General features: G+C 64.7%; 19 protein-coding genes and 1 riboswitch. Of the genes, 14 read left to right on the top strand and 5 right to left on the bottom strand.

Features of this window, described 5'->3' with window-relative positions; genetic code table 11:
- Window positions 1–539 precede the first annotated feature (539 nt).
- Window positions 540–1,115 carry an MHYT domain-containing protein gene (locus BO226_RS22070; protein WP_232238009.1) on the top strand — a complete coding sequence of 192 codons (576 nt, stop codon included), beginning with the start codon at window positions 540–542 and terminating at the stop codon, window positions 1,113–1,115.
- 111 nt (window positions 1,116–1,226) lie between these two features.
- On the opposite strand, the gene BO226_RS22065 is transcribed toward BO226_RS22070, so the two are convergent.
- From BO226_RS22065 to BO226_RS22055, 3 genes are all read right to left on the bottom strand, one after another.
- Window positions 1,227–2,672, bottom strand: a complete 1,446-nt coding sequence (locus tag BO226_RS22065) for an NAD-dependent succinate-semialdehyde dehydrogenase (protein WP_071936076.1) — start codon at window positions 2,670–2,672, stop codon at window positions 1,227–1,229.
- 135 nt (window positions 2,673–2,807) lie between these two features.
- Complete coding sequence (locus BO226_RS22060; RefSeq protein ID WP_019288297.1) at window positions 2,808–3,677, bottom strand: alpha/beta fold hydrolase; 870 nt, start codon at window positions 3,675–3,677, stop codon at window positions 2,808–2,810.
- Between the two features lie 34 nt (window positions 3,678–3,711).
- The gene (locus tag BO226_RS22055) at window positions 3,712–4,119 is read right to left on the bottom strand and encodes a hypothetical protein (RefSeq protein WP_006553284.1); all 408 of its coding nucleotides are present in this window, start codon (window positions 4,117–4,119) and stop codon (window positions 3,712–3,714) included.
- Here BO226_RS22055 and BO226_RS22050 point away from each other — a divergent pair.
- On the top strand, window positions 4,118–5,305 hold the full coding sequence (locus BO226_RS22050; RefSeq protein ID WP_269666641.1) for a LysR family transcriptional regulator: 1,188 nt from the start codon (window positions 4,118–4,120) through the stop codon (window positions 5,303–5,305). The genes BO226_RS22055 and BO226_RS22050 overlap by 2 nt on opposite strands.
- A gap of 331 nt (window positions 5,306–5,636) precedes the next feature.
- On the opposite strand, the gene BO226_RS22045 is transcribed toward BO226_RS22050, so the two are convergent.
- On the bottom strand, window positions 5,637–7,112 hold the full coding sequence (locus BO226_RS22045) for an aldehyde dehydrogenase (NADP(+)) (protein ID WP_071936075.1): 1,476 nt from the start codon (window positions 7,110–7,112) through the stop codon (window positions 5,637–5,639).
- 207 nt (window positions 7,113–7,319) lie between these two features.
- On the opposite strand from BO226_RS22045, the gene BO226_RS22040 reads away from it, so the two are divergent.
- The 10 genes from BO226_RS22040 (at window position 7,320) to BO226_RS21995 (ending at window position 18,743) form a co-directional block, all read left to right on the top strand.
- Window positions 7,320–8,411, top strand: a complete 1,092-nt coding sequence (locus BO226_RS22040; RefSeq protein ID WP_019288294.1) for a CaiB/BaiF CoA transferase family protein — start codon at window positions 7,320–7,322, stop codon at window positions 8,409–8,411.
- A 50-nt stretch (window positions 8,412–8,461) separates the two neighbouring features.
- Window positions 8,462–9,580, top strand: coding sequence for an acyl-CoA dehydrogenase family protein (locus BO226_RS22035; RefSeq protein ID WP_006552209.1), 1,119 nt, complete (start codon window positions 8,462–8,464; stop codon window positions 9,578–9,580).
- Window positions 9,581–9,650: 70 nt separating this feature from the next.
- Window positions 9,651–10,787: a CaiB/BaiF CoA transferase family protein gene (locus BO226_RS22030; protein ID WP_051121615.1), complete on the top strand. Its 1,137-nt coding sequence runs from the start codon at window positions 9,651–9,653 to the stop codon at window positions 10,785–10,787.
- Complete coding sequence (locus BO226_RS22025; RefSeq protein WP_071936073.1) at window positions 10,784–11,938, top strand: zinc-binding dehydrogenase; 1,155 nt, start codon at window positions 10,784–10,786, stop codon at window positions 11,936–11,938. The genes BO226_RS22030 and BO226_RS22025 overlap by 4 nt, the downstream gene beginning before the upstream one ends.
- Window positions 11,935–13,059, top strand: coding sequence for a glycoside hydrolase family 88 protein (locus BO226_RS22020; RefSeq protein WP_006552212.1), 1,125 nt, complete (start codon window positions 11,935–11,937; stop codon window positions 13,057–13,059). Before BO226_RS22025 ends, BO226_RS22020 begins: the two co-directional genes overlap by 4 nt.
- A gap of 55 nt (window positions 13,060–13,114) precedes the next feature.
- On the top strand, window positions 13,115–14,296 hold the full coding sequence (locus BO226_RS22015; protein ID WP_024102243.1) for a GAF domain-containing sensor histidine kinase: 1,182 nt from the start codon (window positions 13,115–13,117) through the stop codon (window positions 14,294–14,296).
- The gene (locus tag BO226_RS22010) at window positions 14,293–14,931 is read left to right on the top strand and encodes a response regulator (RefSeq protein WP_019288290.1); all 639 of its coding nucleotides are present in this window, start codon (window positions 14,293–14,295) and stop codon (window positions 14,929–14,931) included. The genes BO226_RS22015 and BO226_RS22010 overlap by 4 nt, the downstream gene beginning before the upstream one ends.
- 120 nt (window positions 14,932–15,051) lie before the next feature.
- Window positions 15,052–16,371 carry an MFS transporter gene (locus BO226_RS22005; RefSeq protein ID WP_170318517.1) on the top strand — a complete coding sequence of 440 codons (1,320 nt, stop codon included), beginning with the start codon at window positions 15,052–15,054 and terminating at the stop codon, window positions 16,369–16,371.
- A gap of 174 nt (window positions 16,372–16,545) precedes the next feature.
- Window positions 16,546–17,307 carry an SDR family oxidoreductase gene (locus BO226_RS22000; RefSeq protein ID WP_071936072.1) on the top strand — a complete coding sequence of 254 codons (762 nt, stop codon included), beginning with the start codon at window positions 16,546–16,548 and terminating at the stop codon, window positions 17,305–17,307.
- Window positions 17,308–17,321: 14 nt separating this feature from the next.
- Window positions 17,322–18,743, top strand: a complete 1,422-nt coding sequence (locus BO226_RS21995; RefSeq protein ID WP_232238008.1) for a potassium channel family protein — start codon at window positions 17,322–17,324, stop codon at window positions 18,741–18,743.
- 87 nt (window positions 18,744–18,830) lie between these two features.
- On the opposite strand, the gene thiC is transcribed toward BO226_RS21995, so the two are convergent.
- On the bottom strand, window positions 18,831–20,615 hold the full coding sequence (thiC, locus tag BO226_RS21990; RefSeq protein WP_071936528.1) for a phosphomethylpyrimidine synthase ThiC: 1,785 nt from the start codon (window positions 20,613–20,615) through the stop codon (window positions 18,831–18,833).
- Window positions 20,614–20,723: riboswitch (TPP riboswitch) on the bottom strand. It overlaps the preceding gene by 2 nt.
- Before the next feature lie 204 nt (window positions 20,724–20,927).
- Between thiC and BO226_RS21985 the strand changes: the two genes are divergently transcribed.
- Both BO226_RS21985 and BO226_RS21975 read left to right on the top strand, forming a co-directional pair.
- A complete protein-coding gene (locus tag BO226_RS21985) occupies window positions 20,928–22,361 on the top strand; it encodes an IS1380 family transposase (RefSeq protein ID WP_071935986.1) in 1,434 nt (477 codons plus the stop codon).
- A 1,101-nt stretch (window positions 22,362–23,462) separates the two neighbouring features.
- Complete coding sequence (locus tag BO226_RS21975; protein WP_071936071.1) at window positions 23,463–24,191, top strand: MOSC domain-containing protein; 729 nt, start codon at window positions 23,463–23,465, stop codon at window positions 24,189–24,191.
- The last annotated feature ends 5 nt before the right edge of the window (window positions 24,192–24,196 follow it).

Raw genomic sequence — 24,196 nt, 5'->3', positions numbered from 1 at the left:
CGATTTACAACTCGGGGGATGTTTTCGACGACGCGGTGGGCAACCTTCGGCACAGAGTCCTGCAATATATCCGGAATATACTGTTACGCACTGATTTCTACCACCAGTCCAGTTCCGGACCCATCTTGCCGCATGCTCGACACCGCCGCGATCGCCATCTCGATTCGGGTCGCCGCCGCACCGATATGAGCACACAGTCGGCGATCCGACACATTCCGGCCTTCCAACCGCGACCGTTGGATGCCACAGAATCCGAACTCTGTTCTGGTAGCTGCAATTCGAATTCCCATCGCCTGATCCCTCATCCCCCGGTAGCCGCCACGAAGACGGGACGAACCACAGCTTCCCGACTACCCGAATGAAAGGGAAATTCACCGAATCATGGCCACGAGACCGAATAAACCTGTTCAGAGTACGCATGATCATGCAAAACGAACAGTCTGTCGCTGCTCGGGGGGCCGAGATCGCAGTCCTGCCCGGACGGTTCGGCGCGCCACCGCCGGCGCAGGTGCTCGAGCGTGCCTTGGTAAGGAACACTGATGTCACACGAAATGCACCATCTCGATCTGGGACTGTGGGCGCTCTTTCTCGCCTACGGCACCTCGATCGCCGGGTCCTTCGTCGGCCTGTCCTGCGCTCGCCGAGCCGCTACCACCCCACTCGGTCCGACATGCTGGCGCTGGTTGGTGATGGCAGCCTTGTCCATCAGCGGTGTCGAGATCCGGATGACCCACTTCATCGCCATGATGGGCTTCGCGGTGAGCCTGATGCACTACTGCGGCATGGCTGGATTTCACGCGTCCTTGGACTCGACGGCCACCACGCCGGAGGGCGCGACGCTCCTCGATTCGATGCTTCAGGCATACATTTTCGGCACGACCATACTGGCGGCGCCGCTCGTCGCATCGGTGCTCGCTCGTCAGAGTGCCGACACCGAGGTCGACGAAGCGATCGCCACGTGGAGCGCGGAGATCAATGATGCTGTCCCCTACCCCGGTGACCGAGGGCAGGAGGCCACAGCTGAACTCGACACCCGTCGAGACGTTCCGCGTCGACCTGCCGACCCCCTTCGCAAGGGTGATGTGCAGGTAGTGCCACACGAACGAGTGCGGTAACCACCTCTCTGGTGAAGGACCCACCGTTCGGCGGGTCCTTCACCAGCCCCCGGCGCACGAGTGTTTGTTGAGGGCAGGGGCATTCGCCGGTCTGGATGCTGCCACTGGTGATCAGTGTGCGATGTACTTGGTGGCGAGATACTCGTCGATACCTTCGACCGATCCTTCGCGGCCGAAGCCGGACTCCTTCACCCCTCCGAAGGGCGCGGCCGCGTCGGCGATGATGCCTCGGTTGATTCCGACCATGCCGGTCTCGAGTGCGTTGGCGACTCGGGACGCTCGGTCGAGATTCTGGGTGTAGAAGTACGCAGCGAGGCCGTATTCGGTGTTGTTCGCCGCCGCGATCGCTTCGTCCTCCGTATCGAAGGTGGTGATCGCGGCTACCGGGCCGAAAATCTCCTCACGCAGCAGACGCGCGTCGGGACTCACGCCGTCGAGAACGGTGGGGGAATAGAACGTTCCCGGCCCGTCAGGACGGCCACCGCCGATGCGGATACGCGCACCCTTCGCGACGGCGTCTTCGACCAGAGCATCGACGGTGGCGCACTGCTTCGCGGTGATCAGCGGTCCGATATCGGTTCCTGCGTCGAGACCGTGTCCGGTGCGCAAGGCACCGATGCGTGCCGTGAACTTCTCGCTGAACTCTTCTGCGACGCTACGTGCGACGTGGAATCGGTTGGCTGCTGTACATGCTTGGCCGCCGTTGCGGAATTTTGCAGCCATCGCGCCGTCGACCGCTGCATCGACATCAGCGTCATCGAACACGAGGAAGGGGGCATTGCCTCCGAGTTCCATCGACATCCGCAGGAGCCGATCCGCTGATTGACGAATCAGCATCTTGCCGACACCGGTGGATCCGGTGAACGTGATCTTGCGCAGATCAGCGCTGCTGATCAGTGGTGCGGTCAGCGCTGCAGCATCGGAGGTCGGCAGAATCGACAGCACACCCTCGGGCAGACCCGCATCGGCGAAAATCTGACCGACGAGCAGCATCGTCAAAGGCGTTTCGGCCGCTGGTTTGACGATGATCGAACATCCGGTCGCCAATGCTGGACCGATCTTGCGCGTGGCCATGGCCAACGGAAAGTTCCAGGGGGTGATGGCCAGTACCGGCCCGACCGGTTCTCTGGTGACGACGATGGTGCCGGTTCCCGAGGGGGACGGCGAGACTCGCCCGCTGATTCGGTTCGCTTCCTCGGCAAACCAGTGCAGGAATGATGCGCCGTATTCGATCTCCGCATACGCCTCGTGGAGCGGTTTACCCATCTCGAGAGTGATGGTGCGCGCGAGGTCGTCTGCCCGCTGGTGGATGAGTTCGAATGCGGTGCGCAGTATTTCGGCACGTCGACGCGAGGGAGTCCGCGCCCAGTCCCCCTGCACAGCAGTGGCGTGTTCGAGAGCTCGGCGTCCATCCTCGGGCGCGGCATCGGCGACATGCGCAATCACGGCACCGGTCGCGGGGTCCTCTACGGGGAAAGTGGTGCCGGTAGACGAATCGACGAGTTCTCCACCGACCCAGAGTTGGGTGGGGACGCCCGCGGGGAGAGTGTGGGTCATAGCTCCTGCCGAGTGTGTGAAGGTTCATCGCCACGCCCGACCAGTCGGCACCCGAACCGGGAGCCGAGGCCGATGCAGGTCGCTCGGGTGTAGCCACGCGCGTTCGGTGGCCACACCCGAGCGGGCGAGCGGGTACTAGCTGGTGGTGATGGACTTGCGTGCCTTGTCCTGGAGGGTTTCGAGTGCCCGGATGAGATATCCACGGAAGACAGTGTGGTTTTCGCTCATCGGGAAGTGGCCGATCTCCTTCATCTCGATGAACTCGGCGTTCGGGATCTGCGCCGCGGTCCGGGCGCTGTCCTCGGGGGTGGTGAGGTAGTCGTAGTCACCGGTCAGCATCACAACCGGGCACCGGTCACCGTCGATGTCCGCGAGCTTTCCGCGCAGGTCGTGATCGACCGAGTAGAAGTGCAGGTCACCGCGGAAGGACTCGGAACCCTGGCTGTAGTAGAACCAGGTCTTCCAGCGATCAGCCTCCGGCGACTGAGGTGCCATCAGGTCCCACACGCCGCTCGCGCAGACCTGTGCCGCGTTGGCGTGGGGGTGCTGCCACCAGTCGAGGTAGAAGCCCGGCGAATAGTCCGCACCCTCGACAGGGATGACGCCGGCGAAGCGGTCAGGGTGCCGAAGCGCAAGCTGCAGGGCGATGTTCCCACCGAACGAGGATCCCATGAAGATCGGGTTCTCGAGTTCGAGCGCGTCGCACAACGCCACGATGAAATTGGCGAAGTGGTCCGCGGAAAGCTGGTACTCCTCGGTCCACCATTCGGTGTTCTCCGGCGGATCGGACTTGCCGTGCCGCGGCAGGTCGTAGGCGATGACACGGTAGTTGGCGGTGATCTCCTCGTCTTCGAGCAGACCGCGCCACTGGTGGTTGTGGCAGCCGGCGGTGTGCTGGCACACCAGCGGCTGGCCGGTGCCGTTCTCGAGGTAGAAGACCTTGTACAGCAGTCCGTCGACGTCGACGTCGACGTAGTGGCCGGTGACCGGGGAAATCTTGCTCATCAGTGTTCCTTACGGCTCAAAGGGGGTGGGAGGATCAGACCGGGACGCCGACGGTGCGCAGGAGTTCGATCTGGCGGGTGATGCACCGCAGGTTCTGCATCAAAACCAGGATGTCGCCTTCGAGCTTCATGTCGCGCTGGAAGCTCGCGGCCCAGATGCCGTGGTACATCGGGGCGGGCACCGGGACGCCGAAGTTGCGCCAGGTCTCAGCGCTGGCACGCAGCGCGAACTGGTACGGCACATCCAGCGGACCGGGGTCGATCGCGATGTCCACCACGTTGCCGCGGCTCATCTGGATGACGAACGTGTGGTCGGTCATGTCGAGCAGGTACGAGCAGGTGAAGTACTTGCCGTGTGCCTGGATCTCGGGGTCGGTGTTATTCGCCTCGGTGAACGAGGCAGCCCAGTCGGCCGTGTCGAGGGCACGCGTAGTGACGGTCATGTGGGATTCCTTCGATGAGGGAGACAGCGAGGCCGAGTGCGAGCACTCGCTCCGGTATGCCGACCCGAATCCGGAAAGTGCTGGCCTCCCGGATGCCGTGTCGGCCATGACAGCCATCACACCTCGTGTCCGCCGGGTGCGTCCAATACCTATCCGGCCCGGATCGATAGGCAATGACTACTGGTCTCCCGGGGTGGTGTTGGCTATCTTCGGAAACATGCAACCCCAGCTCGACCTGCGACTTCTGTCCTATTTTGTGGCAGTTGCGGAAGAGCTGCACTTCGGGCGCGCAGCCGCCCGTCTGCACATCGCTCAGCCCTCATTGAGCGTGCAGATCCGCAAACTCGAGCAGAACCTCGGCGCGGTGCTGCTGCTGCGCAGCAGCAGGCATGTCGAACTGACCCCTGCCGGCCAGATCCTGCTCGACGAAAGCCGCCGGTTGCTGGCGAACGCCGAACGAGCCGTCAACCTCACCCGCGAAGCCGCCCACGGCGTCAGTACCCGCAAGTTGGTCATCGGCTTCCAAGGCAACGCAGCTGCCGAGCTCACACCGCACATTCTCAGTACGTTCCAGTCGCTGCATCCGGGCATCCAGGTGCAGATGCATTCCTACGATTTCTCCGACCCGTATGTCGGGTTGGCCGACGGATCCTCCGATGTCGCCTTCGTCCGGCCCCCGCTGTTGATGCAGGACTGGCTGGGCATGGAAGCCCTGTTCGTCGAACCCCGGGTGATGGTCGTGTCCGCGAATCATCCGCTCGCCCAGTTGCCCGAGGTGAGCGTCGAACAGGTCACCAACGAGTTCTTCGTCGCACGCAAAGCCCCCGAGAACTGGCGAAACTACTGGCTGGCCACAGAATCGCGCCAAGGCGAACCGGTGCGGGTCGGCGCAGACGTCGCCACCGTCGACGAATGCTTCGAAGCGATCCTCGCCGAGCGCGGCGTGGCATTCTCACAAGCCTCGACGCAACGCTTCTACAGCAGACCGAGCCTGGCATTCGTGCCGGTGACCGACATCCCTCCCACGGCGCTGTCCATCGCCTGGCGCACGGATGTCGCGTCCAAACCCGTACAGGATTTCATCGACACAGCACGCGCTGTGGCCTCGCTCCACACCGTGCCCGGAGCATGGTCCACCCGGCCTCACAACTCGATCACCGAAGGTGCCCACCGCACGACAGGCTGACTTCTCCTGGCCCCTCGAATCAGCATTCCGATCACTGGTGCCTTCTTACCGAACCCATTGCTCAGCGTGCGAGTACCGCTCGACGTCACGAACGGTCACGGTCTTTCCCGAGCCGACGTGGACCTGTTGCAGACAACCAACGACACGGCGGCCTCCCTCCGGAGACCGCCGTGTCGTTGGTTGTGCAGCACACCTGGGCGTGACTACCCGCGCCGGTCCGGAAGGTCGTGTGACACAACGCCACATACAAACCCGGTCCGAAGCCACGCAACAGACGTAGTCCTCTGCGCACCCAGTCCGAACCGAGGCGACATCGCGAGCACCGGTGGCCCTACGACAGCCGGCCGTTCACCCGGCGGGGGATACCCCACGGGTTCGCATCGACGAGAGCGGACGGCAGGTTCGCTTCGGGCACCGACTGGTAGGCGACCGGACGCAGGAACCGCCGAATCGCGGTCGCTCCGACGGAGGTGTGTACCGAGTTGGTGGCCGGGTAGGGACCACCGTGGTGCTGAGCCCAGCCCACGGCCACACCGGTGGGCCATCCATTCCAGATGACGCGCCCCGCACGGCGCGCAAGCGCACCGAGCAGTCCCGCAGCATCGGGATCGTCATCGGTTCCGTGGACGGTCGCTGTCAACGTGCCCGGCAGGACAGCCATCGCCGCGTACAGCTCCTCGATCGATGCGTAGGTCACGATCAGCCCGAACGGACCGAAGCATTCTTCGAGCAGGTCCTGAGGGTTTCGACGCAGTGCCCGAGCGTCGGTCACGCCGATGACCGGCCGCACCGACAGTTCGTCCAGACCACTCTGCTCGGGCACTGCCACCGGCCGGACCTCGGGATGGTCGAGGATCTGCTGGGACACCTCGAGAAACGACTGCCGGATCCCTGCGTGCAGCAGACGGAACGAATCATCCGCGACCGCGGTTCGAACGAGCCACTCGATCGAACTCTGCTCGGGAACGAACAGCAGCCCCGGCTTGGTGCAGAACTGCCCCGCGCCGAGCAGCAACGATTCGAGGAACTCACCGGCGATCTTGCCCGACCGGTCCTCGGCGGCCGCAGGTGTCACGAACACCGGATTGGTGCTGCCGAGCTCACCGTAGAACGGGATGGGATCCGGGCGACCGGCTGCCAGATCGGCCAGCGCACGGCCACCCGATGTCGAGCCGGTGAACCCGACGGCGGTGATACGCCGATCCTGGACGAGCTGACGTCCGATCTCGGCGCCCTGCACAACCCCGAAGGTGCCGTCCGGGGCGCCGCCCGCCCGCAGTCCCTCGTCGATCGCCCGCGCATAAGCGGCGGTCAATCGCGGCTGAGCAGGGTGGGCTTTCGCCACGACGGGGCAGCCGGCAGCCAATGCCGAAGCAGTGTCTCCGCCGCCGAGTCCGAATGCGAACGGAAAGTTGCTCGCACCGAACACTGCGACAGGTCCGGTGGGTACGAGCATCCGGCGCAGATCGGGACGCGGAGCAGGGTGCGCATCCGGATCGGCCGTGTCGATGATCGCTTCCAGCCAGGAGCCCTCCTCGACGACCTCGGCGAACATCCGCAGCTGCGTCGTCGTCCGCGTGACTTCGCCGCGCAGGCGCGGCTCGGGCAGTGAACTGTCGGCGGCCGCCAGCGGCACCAGTTCCGACGCTGTGGCGTCGAGCGCATCGGCCACCGACCGCAGAAGGTGCGCTCGCTCGTGCAGGTCCGTACGAGCAAGAGCCGCCGCGGCGGCCTCGGCGGCGTCGAGAATCCGCTCGTAATCCTGCGCGGAGGTGTCGAGAAGAGTGTCTGTCGCAGTGGTTTCCATTGCTGTCCTGTCGAATTCGGAGCATTCCGTGCTGAGTGTGTGGATCTCAGTGTGCGGGAGAACCGATGTGATGCGACATCTCCACATGGAGATGGTGTGAGTGCAGTCACCGCCTCCAGGATGGGCATCACACGAGATACCGGATGACTTTGGAGGACGACGATGACCGCAACGACAGGACCACTCGCGGGGGTTCGGGTACTGGATATGACACGTCTGGCGCCCGGACCGTACGCGAGCATGCTGCTCGCGGACCTCGGCGCAGAAGTGATCGCAATCGGTGGTGGTCGTTCCGGGCTTCCGGTGCCCGCGCTGTCGCGAGGCAAGGAATTCATCTCGCTCGATCTCAAGACCGCCGACGGCCTCGACGCCCTGCACACCCTCGTTTCGGAAGCCGACGTCTTCATGGAAGGATTCCGCCCCGGAGTGGCAGACAAGCTGGGCGCCGGCTACGCGGAACTGTCGGCCCTCAATCCCGGACTCGTCTACTGCAGCGTGACGGGCTACGGCCAGAACGGGCCCATGGCGCAGCGCGCCGGGCACGACATCAACTACCTGGCCATCGCCGGTGCCCTCGGGACCTTCGGCCCCTCGGATCACCCGCCGACACTGCCGCTGAACCTGGTCGCCGACTTCGCAGGCGGCGGATTGCTGTCGGCATTCGGCATCATGTCCGCCCTCTACGACCGCACGCGTACAGGCAAAGGCCGGTACATCGATGCCGCCATGGTCGACGGCGTGCTGTCGATGATGGGAATGAACTTCGTCGATTGGCAGACGCCGACGCTGCCCGGACGTGGACACGGCGTACTGACCGGATCGATGCCGTTCTATCGGTGCTACCGCTGCTCCGACGATCGCTACGTCGCAGTCGGGGCCCTCGAGACCGCCTTCTTCGAACGGTTGTGGACCACCCTCGACCTCGGTGCCGTTCCGAACCATTTCGACGAGTCCACCTGGGACCACATCGAAAAGTCACTGACCACAGCATTCGAGACGAAGACGATGGCGGAGTGGACCACAGTGTTCGCCGATGTCGATGCCTGCGTGACACCGGTACTCGAACCGCACGAACTCGCCACCTTCGATCAGATCGTCGCCCGGGACCCGGACTTCGCACTGGATTCGGTCCCCGTGGTCCCGGTGTTCTCCGACGGCCCGACACGGCGCGCCACCGACACCCACGTCAAGACCGAGGAAGTGCTGCGCCGTGCCGGTGTCGCCGAAGACCTCGCCCACCGGGCGGCCGCAGCCGGTATCCCCTCGTCCGTGACGGGTCTGAGCTGGCCCCCACTGTGACCGTCGAACTTCCGAATCATCACCTTCCCCACACAGACCAGGAGTAATTCATGAGTATCGAGTATCGCGAATTCCGCGAGAGCGTCCGCAAACTCGCGCAGACCAAGATCGCACCGCACGCCGCCGATGTGGACGACAAGGAACGTTTCCCCTCGGAATCCTGGGCAGCCCTGCGCAGCAACGACCTGCCCGGACTCGCCTACCCCGAGAGCCTCGGCGGCAGTGGAGCCGACCTGCTCGCCCAGGTCATCGCTGTAGAAGAAGTCGCAGCGTCCTGTGCAAGCACGGCACTGGTCATGCTGGTCAACTGGGCCGGCACCTCCACCGTGCTCCGTCAAGGCTCCGACGAACTCAAGCAACTGGTGGTACCGAACGTCGCATCGGGCGCCGCCGGCGCCGCATGGTGCATGACCGAGCCGCGCGTGGGCTCGGACCTGTCGGCGATCGCAACGACCGCAACCCAGGATGGGTCCGACTGGATCCTCAACGGTCAGAAGCGGTTCATCAGCAATGCGCCGTGGGCCGACTGGTACGCCGTGCTGGCGAAGACCGGAGAGAAGTCACTCGGCATCTTCATGGTGCACAAGGACGACGCCGGCGTCAGTTTCGGCGCTCCCGAGAAGAAGATGGGTATGCGCGGCAGCCCCACGACCGACGTGAACTTCGACGAGTGCCGACTGCCCGCCGTCCGGGTCGTCAACGACCCCTACCAGGGGTTCGCGTACATCTCCGAGGAACTGAACGTCAGCCGGGCACTCATCGCCGCGCAGGCTCTCGGCATCGCACAGGGCGCATTCGATGCCGCCGTGTCGTACACGACCGACCGCGAGCAGTTCGGCCAGTCCATCTCCCGCTTCCAGCTTCTGCGCGGCATGGTCGCCGATATGGCCGTCAAGATCGAGTCGGCCCGCACGCTGCTGTACGACGCAGCCCGTCTCATCGACGACGGGGAACCGGCGGGACGGACGAAGGCGGCCATGGCGAAGCTGCTGTGCAGCGACACCGCCATGTCGGTGACCACCGATGCGCTCCAACTGCACGGCGGATACGGCTATGTCCGTGATTATCCGGTCGAGCGGATGATGCGCGACGCCAAGATCACCCAGATCTACGAGGGCACCAACCAGATCCAGCGACTCATCATCGCCAAGTCGGTATACGGAAAGTAGGCGCACCGTGCACCACCCCCAGCAACAACAAGCGCTGAGCGGCATCCGGGTCCTCGACCTCGGCGAGATCATGCAGGCGCCCGTGGCCGCGCAGGTTCTCGGCGACCTCGGCGCCGAAGTGATCAAGGTCGAGCGCGGTGTCAACGGAGACATGCTGCGAGGCCTCGATCGCGAGTCACTCGACGAAGGTCGCCCCAGTGCCTACTTCGCCGCGGTCAACCGCAACAAGCGCAGCATCGCACTGAACCTGAAAACCTCTGAGGGGCAGGACATTCTCCATCAGCTCCTCGCGGAGGCGGATGTTCTCATCCACAGCTACCGGACCGCGGCAGTCGAACGACTGGGCTTGACCTACGACGATCTGCACGAGCGCTATCCTCGGCTCGTCTACGGCACTGCGACCGGATTCGGCGAGACCGGGCCATACGCCCACAAAGCAGGCCAGGACATGCTCGCGCAGGCACTGAGCGGAATGGCACGCGCGTGCGGCGACCCGTCGATCTCGGCATACGTACATCCGGTACCGACCGTGGACTACGCCTCGGGTATGGCCCTCGCCCAGGGAATCTTGGCAGCACTGTTCGAACGCGAGCGCTCCGGCCGCGGCCAGAAGGTCAGCGTCAACCTCTTCGATACAGCACTGGCCCTGCAGACTCTCGAAAGCTCCACACTGCTGGCGTACCAGCGCGAGACCAACTGGGTCAGCGACTGGTACAGCGGCATCTTCGAAACGACCGACGGTCTGCTCTTGGTACTCGGCCTGTTCCGCGAGAACGCTCTGGGTCTGGCATGCAAAGCTCTCGACATCGACGATCTGTCCGTCCAGCCGACGTTCGCCACACCACAGCTCCAGGCAGAGAACAAAGAGGCCGCCAACGCGGTTCTGCGTCCGCTGGTCGCACAGTTGAGCACCGCCGAGGCGGCAGAGTTGTTCGACGGGGTCGATCTGCTGTGCGCACCGCTGCTCACCCTGCAAGAAGCGCTCGATCATCCCCAGACGCGGCACAACGGCACGCTCGTCGACGTCGAGATCGAGGGTGTGCGCACCACCCGGTTGATGGGCAACCCTGTCACGTTGTCCCGCACCCCCGCCCAGGTGCACCGTGGGGTGCCGGCGGTCAGTGAACATGCCGACGAAATCCTCCATGAGCTCGGTATCTCCGAGTCCGATGTCCAGACCTTGCGCAATAAGGGAGTGATCCGATGAGTAATGCGATGCAGACGGACCCGACGAGCCCGACCACCGGCACCGCCACCGCGATGGTGCTCGAAGGCTTCGGACAGACCATGACCGCGACGACGTTTCCGCGCGTGACCCCCGATGCCGGCGCGGTCGTCGTCGACGTCACGCACGCGGGAATCTGCGGAACCGACATCCACCTGCAGCAAGGTCGCCTGCCCATTCCGGTACCGCTCATCCTCGGACACGAGGCGGTCGGTCGCGTACACGCCCTCGGCGAGGGAGTCACCACCGATGCCCGGGGCGAGCAACTGCACGTCGGGGACGCGATCTCATGGGCGTCCAACATCCCGTGCGGGCACTGCTACTACTGCCAGGACCAGCACGAACCGTCGCTGTGCGAGACCCGCAAGGTGTACGGCATCAACCAGTCGTCGGCCGACTGGCCCCATCTGTCGGGTGGGTGGTCCGAACAGATCTACCTCCAGCCCGGCTCGACGATCATCCGCATCCCGTCCTCGGTGACCCCGCAGCAGGTGATCGCACTCGGCTGCGCCGGCCCGACGGCCGTGCACGCCGTGAACGATATCGCCAAGCCGCAGACAGGTGATGTCGTCGTGGTCCAGGGCAGCGGACCGGTCGGTCTGGCCTGCGCCATGTACGCCACACTCGCCGGCGCGGCGAAAGTGATCATCGTCGGCGGGCCGGCCAACCGTCTCGAGGTCGCGCAGGCCGCCGGCATCGGCGACATCCACATCGACATCTTCACCGAGACCGATCAAGAGGCCCGTCTGGAACGGATCCTCGCGCACACACCGGACGGGCGCGGCGCCGACGTCGTCATCGAGGCCACCGGCGTCCCGACCGCAGTAGCCGAAGGCATCGACCTCGCCCGCCGCGGCGGCAAGTACCTCGTCGTCGGGCAGTACACCGACCACGGCACCACTCCGATCAACCCCCACTACATCACCAAAAAGCAGCTGCAGGTGCTGGGAAGCTGGGCGTTCTCTCCGCAGAACCACCTCGAATACGTCGAATCCCTCCCCCGGCTGACCGCCCACTTCGATCTCGCGTCGATGGTCACCGAATACCCGCTCACCGAGGCGGACGATGCCATGGCCGATATGCGGGACGGGCGCACGCTCAAGTCGGTCCTCACCACCGGAGGCCGGTCGTGACCAACTCCCGGTACACCGCGGCGATCGAGGCGATGCTCGAGCGGATCGACTCGACCGCCAAGCAGACCGACGGCACCTTCCCGCACTACGGCGACATCGAATCCGGCGAATGGACCACCACCGCCGACGGAAACTGGACGGGAGGATTCTGGGGTGGCCTGGCCGCACTCGGCTTCGCCGCCTCGGGTGACAAGCGCCTGGCGCACCTCGCCGACGACATCACCGCGCAGATCCTGCCCCGGCAGAATTCCGACACCGCATTCCGCGGCTTCCTCTTCTGGTACGGGGCCGCAGTCAACCACCTCGTCACCGGAAGCGACGACGCGGCGCAGACCGCTCTGGCAGGTGCCCACGGCCTGCTCACCAGCTTCAACGATCGCGCCGGCATCATCCCACTCGGAGCAGAAGCAGAAGAAGCAGAGGCGGTCGGAGAAGGCGCCGCGAACATCGACGCCGTGCCGGGCACCGTCGCGCTGCTGTCGTGGGCCTCGGCACATACCGGCGACCCACGCTTCCTCGACGCCGCGATCCGCCACGCGCAGCGGCACATCGAACTGTGCATCCGCACCGATGGCTCGGTCTGTCAGTCGGCACGATTCGACACATCCAATGGTGCACTGCTGGATCGCTATACCCACAAGGGCATGAACGCCGACAGTACCTGGGGCCGGGCACAGGCGTGGGCGATGGTGGCATACGCCCAGGCTGCGCAGTGGGCATCGCCGTCCTTCCTGCCGACCGCCGTCCGACTGGCCGAATGGTGGCTCGACCGCACACCGAACGGCGGCGTCGTGTCCTGGGACTTCGACGCCGGCACCGGTCCGGACGTACCGATCGACACCTCCGCCACGGCCATCGCCGCTGCCGCGCTGCTCAAGCTCGATCGGCTCGTCCCTGAGCGGACCGACTTCCGGGACCGGGCCGTCGCCCACGTCGAGGCACTCCTCGATCACCTCACCCCCACCGGACCACACGACAGCAGACCGGCAGGGATCCTGATGGACGGTTGCTTCGACAAACGCCGCGACTTCGCGACCCGAAACGAACTGATCTGGGGCGACTACTTCCTGCTCGAGTGCCTGATCAACCTGAACAACCGGTCCGATACGCTGAAGTTGTGACCGAACTACCATGACGGGTCACCCGAGACCCCGGAAAGAAGATCGAGGAAAGCCGGTGTCGGAAAATACACCTACTGCAGCTCACGAGTTCACCCACTCGGACCTCAAACCGTCGATCCTCGACAATCTCGCACTTTCGCGCGCCGAGCTGCTGGTTCTGACCGACGAAGCGTCGGCGATGACCACAGCAGGCCAGCGGATCCGGGAGATCGGCGACTTCGACATGTCGCTCATCGGGCGCGTCGAGGTCGATGGGGTGATGGTTCACCGCAGTTGGCAGGGCACGAAGAGCAACGCTCTGCACCGACTGGTGGTGCCGGAAGGGATCGGGCTCGGCGGCAAGAGCATCATGCTCCAACAACCCGTCTGGGTACGGGACTATCTGTCCGACCCTGGAATCACCCACGACTTCGACGCGCTCGTCGAACAGGAGTCACTGCGAGGAATGCTTGCCGTGCCCATGGCTTATGAAGGTCATGTACTCGGCGCCATGTACGTCGGCACCCGCGAATATTCGTCCTTCGGTGATCGAGTCATCGCAGAGATCCAGTCAATCGCCGAAACGGCCGCCGTCACTCTCCTCAGCGCCCAAAGGGCCGCCACCCAGACAGAACTCGCCCTCGAAGCCGAACGGAAACGGCTCGCCGAATCCCTACACGATTCCGTGAGCCCGGTCCTTTTCCGGATCGGTGCCGAACTGCAGAGCCTGCGCGCCCTCGCTGACGCGCAGGCGATCCACGATCGCCTGCAGGAGATCACCGAACAGGTACACGCCGTCAATGCTTCCATCCGCAGATCGCTGACCGACCTCACCGCGCGGCCCCCCGAACGGAATCTTCCGGTCGGCATCGAGGAGGACTGCCAGGCATTCACGCTCCGGACCGGTATCCCGGCCCGTTTCGTGCCACTGACCGAATCCCCCGACCTCGATGTCAGCCGCGTCGAGGCACTCCAACGCCTTGTTCGCGAAGCGCTGGTCAACGTGGAGAAACACGCCGACGCGTCCACTGTGGTGGTCAGCTTGTCGGCGCGGTCGGGCAAGGTGACGGTCGTCATCAGCGACGACGGCCGGGGCGTCGACGGCACCGACGATCCGATGCGAGGAAGCCAGCTGGGGCTCGGATTGGCTGCAGGGCGCCTCGAGCGGCTCGGGGGCGGCATGTCGGTGGTCAGCGACGACGAAAGCGGCACCACCGTGCGCGGCTGGGTAGACGCTCTGGAGGGACCGAGCACATGACCGCGCCACCGAAGACCATCCGCATCCTCGTCGTCGACGATCATCCGATCGTGCGTGGCGGCGTGGAACTACTCGCCCGCGAGGACACCGACCTCGAAGTCGTGGGAGGTGCACTGACCGGCTCTGCCGCGGTCGAATTGGCCCGCACCCTGCCCGTCGACGTCATCCTCCTCGATCTTCGGCTCCCCGATATCCCTGCACCGGAACTGATTCCGCGTCTTCGTCGAGTTGCGCCGCACGCGCGGATACTGCTGTTCACCGCGTTCGCCGATCACGGTGCCATCGATCTACTGATGGAAGCAGGCGCCGACGGCTGCCTCGTCAAGGACATCAGCGGACAGGACTTCGCCACAGCCATTCACCGTGTGTCCAGCGGAATCCGGGTGGTCGACCCGAGGTTGACGGGACCACGAAAAGTCGTGACCTCCGAGGCGCTGTACCGGGCCGGCCTGACCCGGCGCGAGTACGAAGTGCTGCGTTTTGCGGCCATGGGTCACAGCAATCCCGAAATCGCTCAGGAACTGTCTCTCACCCGCAACACCGTGAAGACCTATCTGCAGAGCGCCATGCAGAAACTGAACGCGCGCAATCGCGTCGAAGCCATTGCACGCGCTCACGAACTTCGCTTGCTCTGAATCGAATTCGCTATACCCGGAGCGCACTCCACCTCTCCACATGGAGATGTTATGTGTTCTGGGTCACCCATATATTGAGCCGCAGAAATCATCTCGCGCTCGCGGCAACGGAGGCCCCACATGCCCAAAATGTCCCAAACATCGAAAGTAGGCTTTGCCAGCGGTGTCGGCACAACAGTCGAATGGTACGACTTCTTCATCTACGGCACCGCAGCCGGACTCGTCTTCAACAAGATCTTCTTCCCCGAGTTCGACTCTCTGATCGGCACTCTGCTCGCCTTTGCCACGTTCTCTGCCGCCTTCGTGGCGCGCCCGCTCGGCGGAGTGGTGTTCGGTCACTTCGGTGACCGGATCGGACGCAAGTCCATGCTCGTGATCACCTTGACCATCATGGGCTTGACCACTCTCGGAGTCGGGCTGCTCCCGAGCTACGAGACCATCGGCGTCGCCGCACCGATCATCCTCGTCACCTTGCGTTTCGTGCAGGGTCTCGCACTCGGTGGTGAGATCGGCGGGGCGATCCTCATGGCCGTCGAACACGCTCCCGCCGACAAACGCGGCTACTACGGCAGCTGGGTGCAGATGGGCGTGCCGGCAGGACTGATGCTCGGTAACACGGTCTTCCTGTTGATGGCCGGACTGTCTCCCGAAGCGTTCGAATCCTGGGGATGGCGCATTCCCTTCTTGATCGGCGGCGCATTCGTCGCGATCGGCCTGTTCGTCCGACTGCATGTCGGCGAAAGCCCGAACTTCGACCGCGTCAAGAAGAACGCACAGTTGGAGAAGCTGCCCATCGGGGTGGTCCTTCGCCACTACCCCAAGCAGGTCCTCCTGACCTGTGGTGCCTACTTCGCCATCGGCGTCACCTTCTACGGCACTACGGTATTCGGCCTCAGCTACGGCGTCACGCAGGTCGGCTACACCCGAAACCAGATGCTGACACTCGTCCTCGTCGCCATGGCGGTCACGTTCGTCGCACTACCGTTGTTCGGCAAGCTGTCGGACGCCTACGGCCGAAAGCCGGTCTTCCTCGCCGGGGTTCTCGCCATGCTGCTGTTCACCTTCCCCTGGTTCTGGCTGGTCAACTCCGGATCCTTCGCGCTGGCGATGATCGGGTTCGTGGTGTTCTGCCTCGCCTTCGCCACCTCCTACGGTCCCCTCGCAGCCTTCTTCGCCGAAGCCTTCGACACCCGCATCCGCTACACCGGAATCTCCTTCGGCTACACGATCGGCACCCTCGCCTCGAGCGCTCCCGCACCGATCGTCGCCACCTACCTGCTCGATCGCACCGGCTCGTACGTCGCCGTGGCGCTGTTCATGGTCGCAATGTGCGCCGTCTCCGTCGTCTGCGTGATCGCCATGCGCGAGACTTACCGACAGGACCTGTCCGACAACGACGAAACCTCCGGACAGGAACAGCTGTCACCGACCTCTCACTGAGCACGCGCACGCACCGGTCCCCGGTCGCCGACGCCCTGCCCCCTTCGGCCGGCCGCCGATTCGTCCGCACACGATCCCACGGCCGTGGACCTCGACAGACATCCACCCCACCCCGATTCCCGGGGGCGCGGAACTCCTCCCCCCGCGCCCCCGGCACCCTCGAAACGAGTCCAGATGAGCATCGCCGAACCGTCGCTGCACCCGTTGGCTCTACCCACCACCTCACTGCGTGTCCTGGTCACCGGCGTCGAACAGAACGAAGGCGCCCACGTGGCCCGAACGTTGGCAGCAGCTGGACACCACGTGTTCACGCACAGCTTCACCCTCGATGCTGCCGAGCACCTCGCCGGCCGAGTCGCCGATGACGACGGGATCGCTCATCCGGTCGCGGCCGATCTGACCCTCGAATCCGACGTCGACAGCATGTTCACCCACCTCGAGCGACGACATGGCGGCATCGACGCGCTCGTGCACACCGCATGGCTACCCGGCCCGGAAACCGCATGCCACTCGCTGAGCAAGATCCGCCCCGCCGACTGGGGCCGGTTCACCTACGACCACATGGCGTTGTTGTTCCACACGACCAGACGTGCTGCAGTATCCCTCCACCGCACCGGCGGCATCGGATCGATCGTCACCGTCACCGGGCTGGACACGCTCCGCAGAATCACCGACACCGATCGAGGACCGGCGCGAGACTCCATGGACGGCGCAATCGAATCCTTCGCTCTCGCCGCCGGACGTGAACTCGGCAGTAACATTTTGCGGATCAACAATATTCGTCTGGTACCCACCCCGACTCCGGAGACAAGTGTCACCGCTGCTGCCCCGATACGCCTCGAAGCGGTGCTGCCGGAGCTGATCGACCCAACATCCGATATCGGCTCCGGTGGCATCTTCACTGCCTACACCTCGTTCCCTGCACCGGTGCGGTGATCGGCGTCGGCCCGATGTCCCCCTTCGTTGTCATCGGCGCGTCGAATGTTGCCCGGCTCGTGTGCGCGTCGCTCACCCAACGCCACTTCGATGTTCTCCACCTCGATGCACCCGACGACCCGGAACTTCTGCAGATCACCCAGCACGACCCGGCCGGGGTCGCCGTCGTCACCCACGACGACGCGGTCGCCGTCCGTTATGCCCTCGCCATCGCCCACATCAGTCCCCACACACCGATGGTCGTGACCGTCTTCGATCGCACCATCGCCAACCAACTCACCCGATTGATTCCCCACTGTCAGGTCACCTCCCCCGCAGACCTCGCGACACCGTCCCTGGCCGGCCCGTGCATCGCTGCCACGATCGACGCCGCGCACACCGCGCCCGATGGCACCACACGCGTCCTCCGGCAATCGGCCCACGGTGACCAACCGACCTGGCAGCCGCTACCCCACAGCCGCACCAGCAGAATTCGCCGCCGATTCGTCCACTCCGTAGGCACACTGCGATCCCACGACGCCGGCACCCGCATGCTGCTCACCGGCCTTATCGGACTGCTCGCCATCCTCCTGATCGATTGGATATGGCTCACCGTCGGCAAAGGCCACCACTGGGTCGAGTCCCTCAAAGAAGCAGTCCAGGTCGTCGCCACCGTCGGTCCCGCACCGGCCTCACACGGCGACCACACCTATGACGTGTTCGCGGCTCTGGCGATGTTGGCGGCGATCGTGTTCACCGCCATGTTCACCGCCGGGATAATCGAACGTCTGCTCGGAACCAGCCTCATCGGCTTGATCGGTCAACGGGTTCTCCCCCGCCGCAACCACGTCATCGTCGTCGGATTGGGACAGGTCGGTCTCCGGTTGTGCCTCGAACTCCGCGAACTCGGCATTCCCGTCGTCGCCATCGAACGCGACGATCGAGCCCGCAATCTGCGCCTGGCCCGAGCACTGAACATTCCCACCATCGTCGGGCACGGTACCGACAGAACCCTCCTCGAACGCGCCCGCCTCGACCGGGCCCGATGCCTTGCCGCCGTGGGCTCCGACGACCGTGACAACATCGCCGTGTCCGTGGCAGCCCACGGAGTGCACCCCGACGCCAGACTCGTCCTCAGAGCCGGCGAACACGAAGCCCTCACCGACACCGGATCCCTCCTCCCGCTAGGGATCACCAGGAATGTCGCAACCTTGAGTGCAACCTTCGTCGTCGCCCGACTGCTCGGTCTCGACGCACACCGTGTGGTAGTCGCAAACGACACGATCCACCTCGAACTCGACGGGTCCTTCGAACAGTTCGTCCTCGCCGCACGACACCATTGCCCCCATGTCACCGGGACAGATGCTCACTACCCCTCGTTCGAGGTACGACTCCGACGAACGCCTTCGAGGCAGCGCACATCAACATGGCACGAATCCGGAGCCGACAGACAATAGCGTCGACGATTGTCCAGCCATGCAGCGCTGGCGAGTTTCCTCCGTCGCACTGTGACCGCCAGCGACATTGGGAACTCACCCGACTCCTTACGTGGGCACACCGCCCGTTTCGGCTCCAATCGACTCGTGCCCCGCCACATCCTCGAGGGCCGGAACGGTGGGCGCGTTCAAGTACACCGTGCTGCCGGCGGCCCTGAACTGGTCGGACATATGTTGCATCCCGGCGACGGCGGCCTGGTCGGCGGCGTCACCGAACCTGGTCCGGATGTCTTGGGAGATACGCATCGAGCAGAACTTCGGCCCACACATCGAGCAGAAGTGCGCTGTCTTGGCCGGTTCGGCCGGAAGCGTCTCGTCATGGAACTGCTCGGCCGTATCCGGATCCAGCGACAGAGCGAACTGATCCCGCCACCGAAACTCGAAACGCGCCTTCGACAACGCGTCGTCACGCTCGACGGCACCGGGATGGCCCTTGGCGATGTCGGCGGCATGAGCGGCGATCTTGTACGTGATGACCCCGGTCTTCACGTCGTCCCGATTCGGCAGTCCCAGATGCTCCTTCGGGGTGACGTAACACAGCATCGCGGTGCCATGGCGGGCGATCTCGGTGGCCCCGATCGCGGAGGTGATGTGGTCGTAGCCCGGAGCAATGTCGGTCACCAGCGGCCCCAGGGTGTAGAAAGGCGCTCCATGACATAACTTCTGTTGACGCTCCACATTTTCCCGCACCCGATGGATCGGGATGTGGCCAGGGCCTTCGACCATCACCTGAACGTCGTGAGCCCAGGCACGGGTGGTCAGTTCGGCAAGAGTGTCCAGTTCGGCGTACTGCGCGGCGTCGTTGGCGTCGGCGATCGACCCCGGTCGCAGCCCGTCCCCGAGGGAAAATGCCACGTCGTAGCGGGCGAAGATCTCACACAGTTCGTCGAAGTGGGTGTAGAGAAAATTTTCCTCGTGATGGGCGAGGCACCAACCGGCCATGATCGACCCACCTCGGGAGACGATGCCGGTGAGCCGCTCGGCCGTGAGCGGTACGTAGCGCAGCAGCACTCCGGCGTGGATGGTCATGTAGTCCACACCCTGCTCACACTGCTCGATCACGGTGTCGCGGAAGATCTCCCACGTCAGCGCATCGGCCTGGCCGGCGACCTTCTCCAGAGCCTGGTAGATCGGCACCGTGCCGATCGGCACCGGGGAGTTGCGAATGATCCATTCTCGGGTGGTGTGGATATCTTCGCCGGTGGACAGGTCCATCACAGTGTCCGCGCCCCAACGGGTGGCCCAGCGCATCTTGTCGACTTCGTCGACGATGGAGCTGGTCACCGCTGAGTTGCCGATGTTGGCATTGATCTTCACCAGGAAGGACTTGCCGATGATCATCGGCTCGGACTCGGGGTGGTTGACGTTGGCGGGGATGATCGCCCGACCCGCCGCCACCTCCGAGCGCACCAGTTCCACGTCGCAGTTCTCCCGCAGCGCCACGAACCGCATTTCCTGGGTGATGATCCCCGCCCGGGCATAGTGCATCTGCGTGACCGTCCGGCCTGTCTTCGCTCGCACCGGGACAGGTCGGGGCCCCTTCCACTCCTGGGACGCCTCTCCACGCCGCACAGCCGAGCGGCCATCGTCGAGCAGATCCCGTTCTCGCCCCGGGTAGTGCTCGACGTCGCCGCGAGCAGCAATCCAGTCGGAGCGCGTCGGCGGGAGCCCGACCAGCGGATCGCTACCGGGACCTGCAGTGCGGTAGACCTGCAGCGGCGGGTTCGGCACCCCGCCGGGAGAGTCGTTCAAGCGGATCTCTGTGACAGGTACACGCAGGTCGTGTTCCTCGTCGTGGACATAGCTCAGGGCATGCGAATTGGATGCACTCATCGGAATCGTTCCTACTTCCTTCGCCGGCATTACCCGGGCAGGTTCGACGGTCGCAGGCTGCCTCAGCCCGATCTCAGCCCCTGCAATGGGGCTCCCGTGGGGACGTCACAGACCCTAACACCCGACTCGTCTCGCTGCAGATGTAGCTGGTCCGGTCGTCGGAGCGGTGCGAAGTCGGCCCGTCCTGTACGCCCGGATACACCGATTCGGTTGGGGTGGCGAGCGGGTCGTAACGACGAAATGCCCTGCCGTAGTGGAAGAATCGATCTTGTCTAGGGATCAGTTCACACCACACCGGAGGGCATCTCGCAGATGCAACTATCTCACACCCGGCCCGTCGCCGCGGCGAGGTTCGACGACCCGAATCTGATGTCGACCGCGGGGCTGGTCCCGGTGATGGCGTTGGCGCAGGCCAGCGGCCTGCTCACCCTGGCCGATCAGCACCTGAGCGTGCCGACCGACAAAGGTGCCAACGCCGGCTACAAGGTCGGGTCCCTGATCGGTGGGATGGTCGCCGGCGCCGACAGCATCGCCGACCTGGCACTGTTGCGGCACGGGGCGATGGAGACCGTCTTCGACCGCCCCTATGCACCGTCGACCCTGGGATCGTTTCTTCGCCAGTTCAGCTTCGGACACGTCCGGCAACTCGACGCCGTCGCCTCGCGGTTCCTGGGCAACCTCGCCGAGAAGACCCCACTGGTCCCCGGCATCGACACCGGGCGAGTCCTGGTCGATATCGACGATTCGATCATCGAGGTCCACGGCCACGGCAAACAAGGCTCCGGCTACGGCTACTCCGGCGTGCGCGGACTCAACGCCCTCATCGCCACCGTCACCACCGAGACCGCTGCTCCGGTGATCGTCGGCCAACGCCTGCGCCGAGGAGCGTGCGGCTCCGCACGCGGGGCCGCCCGGATGGTCTCCGATGCGCTGGCCACCGTCGACCGGCTGCGTTCCCAGGCCGGCGGGGCGGACGGCCACGGCGCGTCGAAGCCCCTGGTCCGCGGCGACTCCGCTTTCTACGGCTATCCCACCATCGGGGCCGCGCTCCGCGCCGGCGCCGATGTCTCGGTGACCGTGCGCCTGACCTCCACCATCAAACGTGCGATCGCCTCCATCGGCGACGACGAGTCCTCGTGGACGCCGATCCAGTACACCGACGCCCTCTACGACGAGGGCACCGACACCTGGATCTCGCGGGCGGAGGTCGCCGAGATCCCGTTCACGGCGTTCGCCTCCCAGAAGAAGGCCCACCACGTTGCGGGACGGTTGGTCGTGCGGCGTATCCCCGACCTGCGACCGAAGAAAGACCAAGGTCAGGGCACGTTGTTCGACATCTGGCGGTTCCACGCGTTCTTCACCACCACCGACCCCGACGACCTCGATACCGTCGCCGCCGACAAGACTCACCGCCAGCACGCCATCATCGAGCAGGTGCACGCGGACCTGAAGAACTCCGCACTCGCCCATCTACCGTCGAACTCGTTTCCGGCGAACGCCGCGTGGCTCGTCTGCGCGGTGATGGCGTTCAACCTCACCCGCGCCGCCGGGACCCTCACCAGCGATCCCAAACTGACGAAAGCGACGACCGGCACCCTCCGCCGCACCATTGTCTCGGTCCCCGCCCGCGTCGCCTCCTCGGCGAGACGGTTGACGCTGCACCTCCCGCAGAACTGGCCGTGGGAAACAGCGTGGCACAACTTGTTCGACAACACCTTCGGTCGCGCACACCCGATCGTCGCCTAACGCCCAGGACATCTGCCCACCCTCAACGCGAAAGCCCCAGTGGAACAACCCGACACGAGAGGTCGGATGCTCAACCATGCCCACACACCGTCCCATGCCACCCAACGAAACTCGCTGCGATCAGGCCAGCGAATCGGTGCATCCGGGGTACGAGCTACGAGGAGGTACTCTTCTGAATGTCATCGACTGTTGACTCGAGGAGATCGGGACCTTGTCCGCACAGCTGGCCTTCGATGGGGACTGCTGCACGATTCGGTGACAGTTTCGGTCACGCAGCCTGTGCGACCGGTGTGGTCATGATGGTTTCGAACTCGACCGGCGTCGATCGGGGGAGAGGCAGGTCCGGGACACCAGCAGGTCGACGGTCACGCCGAGAGGCCGTAATGCTTCGGCGATCTCTTCGAAGTGTTGCGCCGAGCGAGAATATCGGTCGGGGCCATGAGGACCGCCTGAAAGCCGCCTTCGATTACCAGTAACGCAAACGCAGTGGCTGCCAGGGCGGGGGCCTTTCCGGCGCCGACGTCTCCCTGCAGCAGCCGATTCATCGGCCGGAGGCGGTCATGTCGGTGTGGATATCGGCTATCGCCCGCAGCTGTGCACCTGTGGGGTGTACGGCAGGCCGGCCAACCATGCATCGAGCAGTCGTCCGGTGGGCTTGTGGGCGATGCCGACTTCTGCGGCTTGTGCGTTTCGAAGCACTCCGAGGGCAAGCTGCGACCGCAGGAGTTCGTCATAGGCCTGTCGGTCCCGTCCCTTTTCTGCGTGCTGTTCGGATGCGGGGACATGGACAGCGCGTAGCGCGGTCAGCCGCGACGCCGGCTTCCGTTGAGCCAGCAAGGTCGAGGGATTCGGGTCATCCAGCTTCGGGAGTCGGCGGCGTGCATCGACCGCGGCACGGCGCAGCATCCACGTGTCCACCTCATGTTTCTGCGATTGGGGTAGATCGCGAGCAGTGGTGCGGTGGATTCGCTCATCGGTTCCAACAGTGGTGAGGTCATCTGCAATGCGCCGTTGAAGAACATGGCGGAGACTCGGGTGTTTTCGTCCGCGAGTTGGAATCGCACGTAACATTTTCCCCAGTTCCCCGTATGCTCACGAGTCGTGCGTATCGATCAGGTGTGGCGTTATCCGGTGAAATCGTTCGGAGGAGAACGGATCGACGCCGCAGCGATCGAAGCGGACGGTGTGCGCGGCGACCACCTGTGGGCGCTGGTCGACGCCGAAACCGGAAACATCGCGAGTGCGAAGCGTTTCCGACGCTACGGACTGCTGTTGACCTGCTCCGCACGACTTCTGAACGACGACGACCCCCGCGATCCGGCGGCACTCGAGCTCACGCTCGCCGACGGCACGGTGGTGCGCGGCGACGATCCCGAGGTCGACGACCTGCTGTCGAAGCTGGTTGGTCACGACGTGCGGCTCGAACCGCGCGACCGCACCTACGACGAGGCGCCGTTGCATCTCGTCTCCCGCTCCGCGGTCGAAGCGCTCGGCACCGGCGACCCCACCGATGTCGCGTTGCGGCGGTTCCGGCCGCAGCTGGTCGTCGACACTCCGGACACGACCGGTTTCGTGGAGGACGAATGGGTCGGCCGACGGGTGTCGGTGGGCTCGGCAGTCCTCGAACCGCACAAGCGCACCGCGCGGTGCGTCATGGTGACGCTCCCCCATCAGGAGGTTCCCGCGCGGCGCGACATGCTGCGTGAGGTGATGACCGCGCATCAGGTGCCCAATGTGCCGGAGGGCAAGCCGATGCCGTGCATCGGTGTCTACGCGACCGTCCCGACTCCCGGCGACATCACCGTCGGCGACGAAGTCCGGATCGGGTAGACCGG

Source organism: Rhodococcus sp. 2G (assembly GCF_001886355.1).
In the GTDB taxonomy this organism is placed as follows: domain Bacteria; phylum Actinomycetota; class Actinomycetes; order Mycobacteriales; family Mycobacteriaceae; genus Rhodococcus; species Rhodococcus pyridinivorans.
This window is presented reverse-complemented; position numbering and strand designations above follow the sequence as displayed.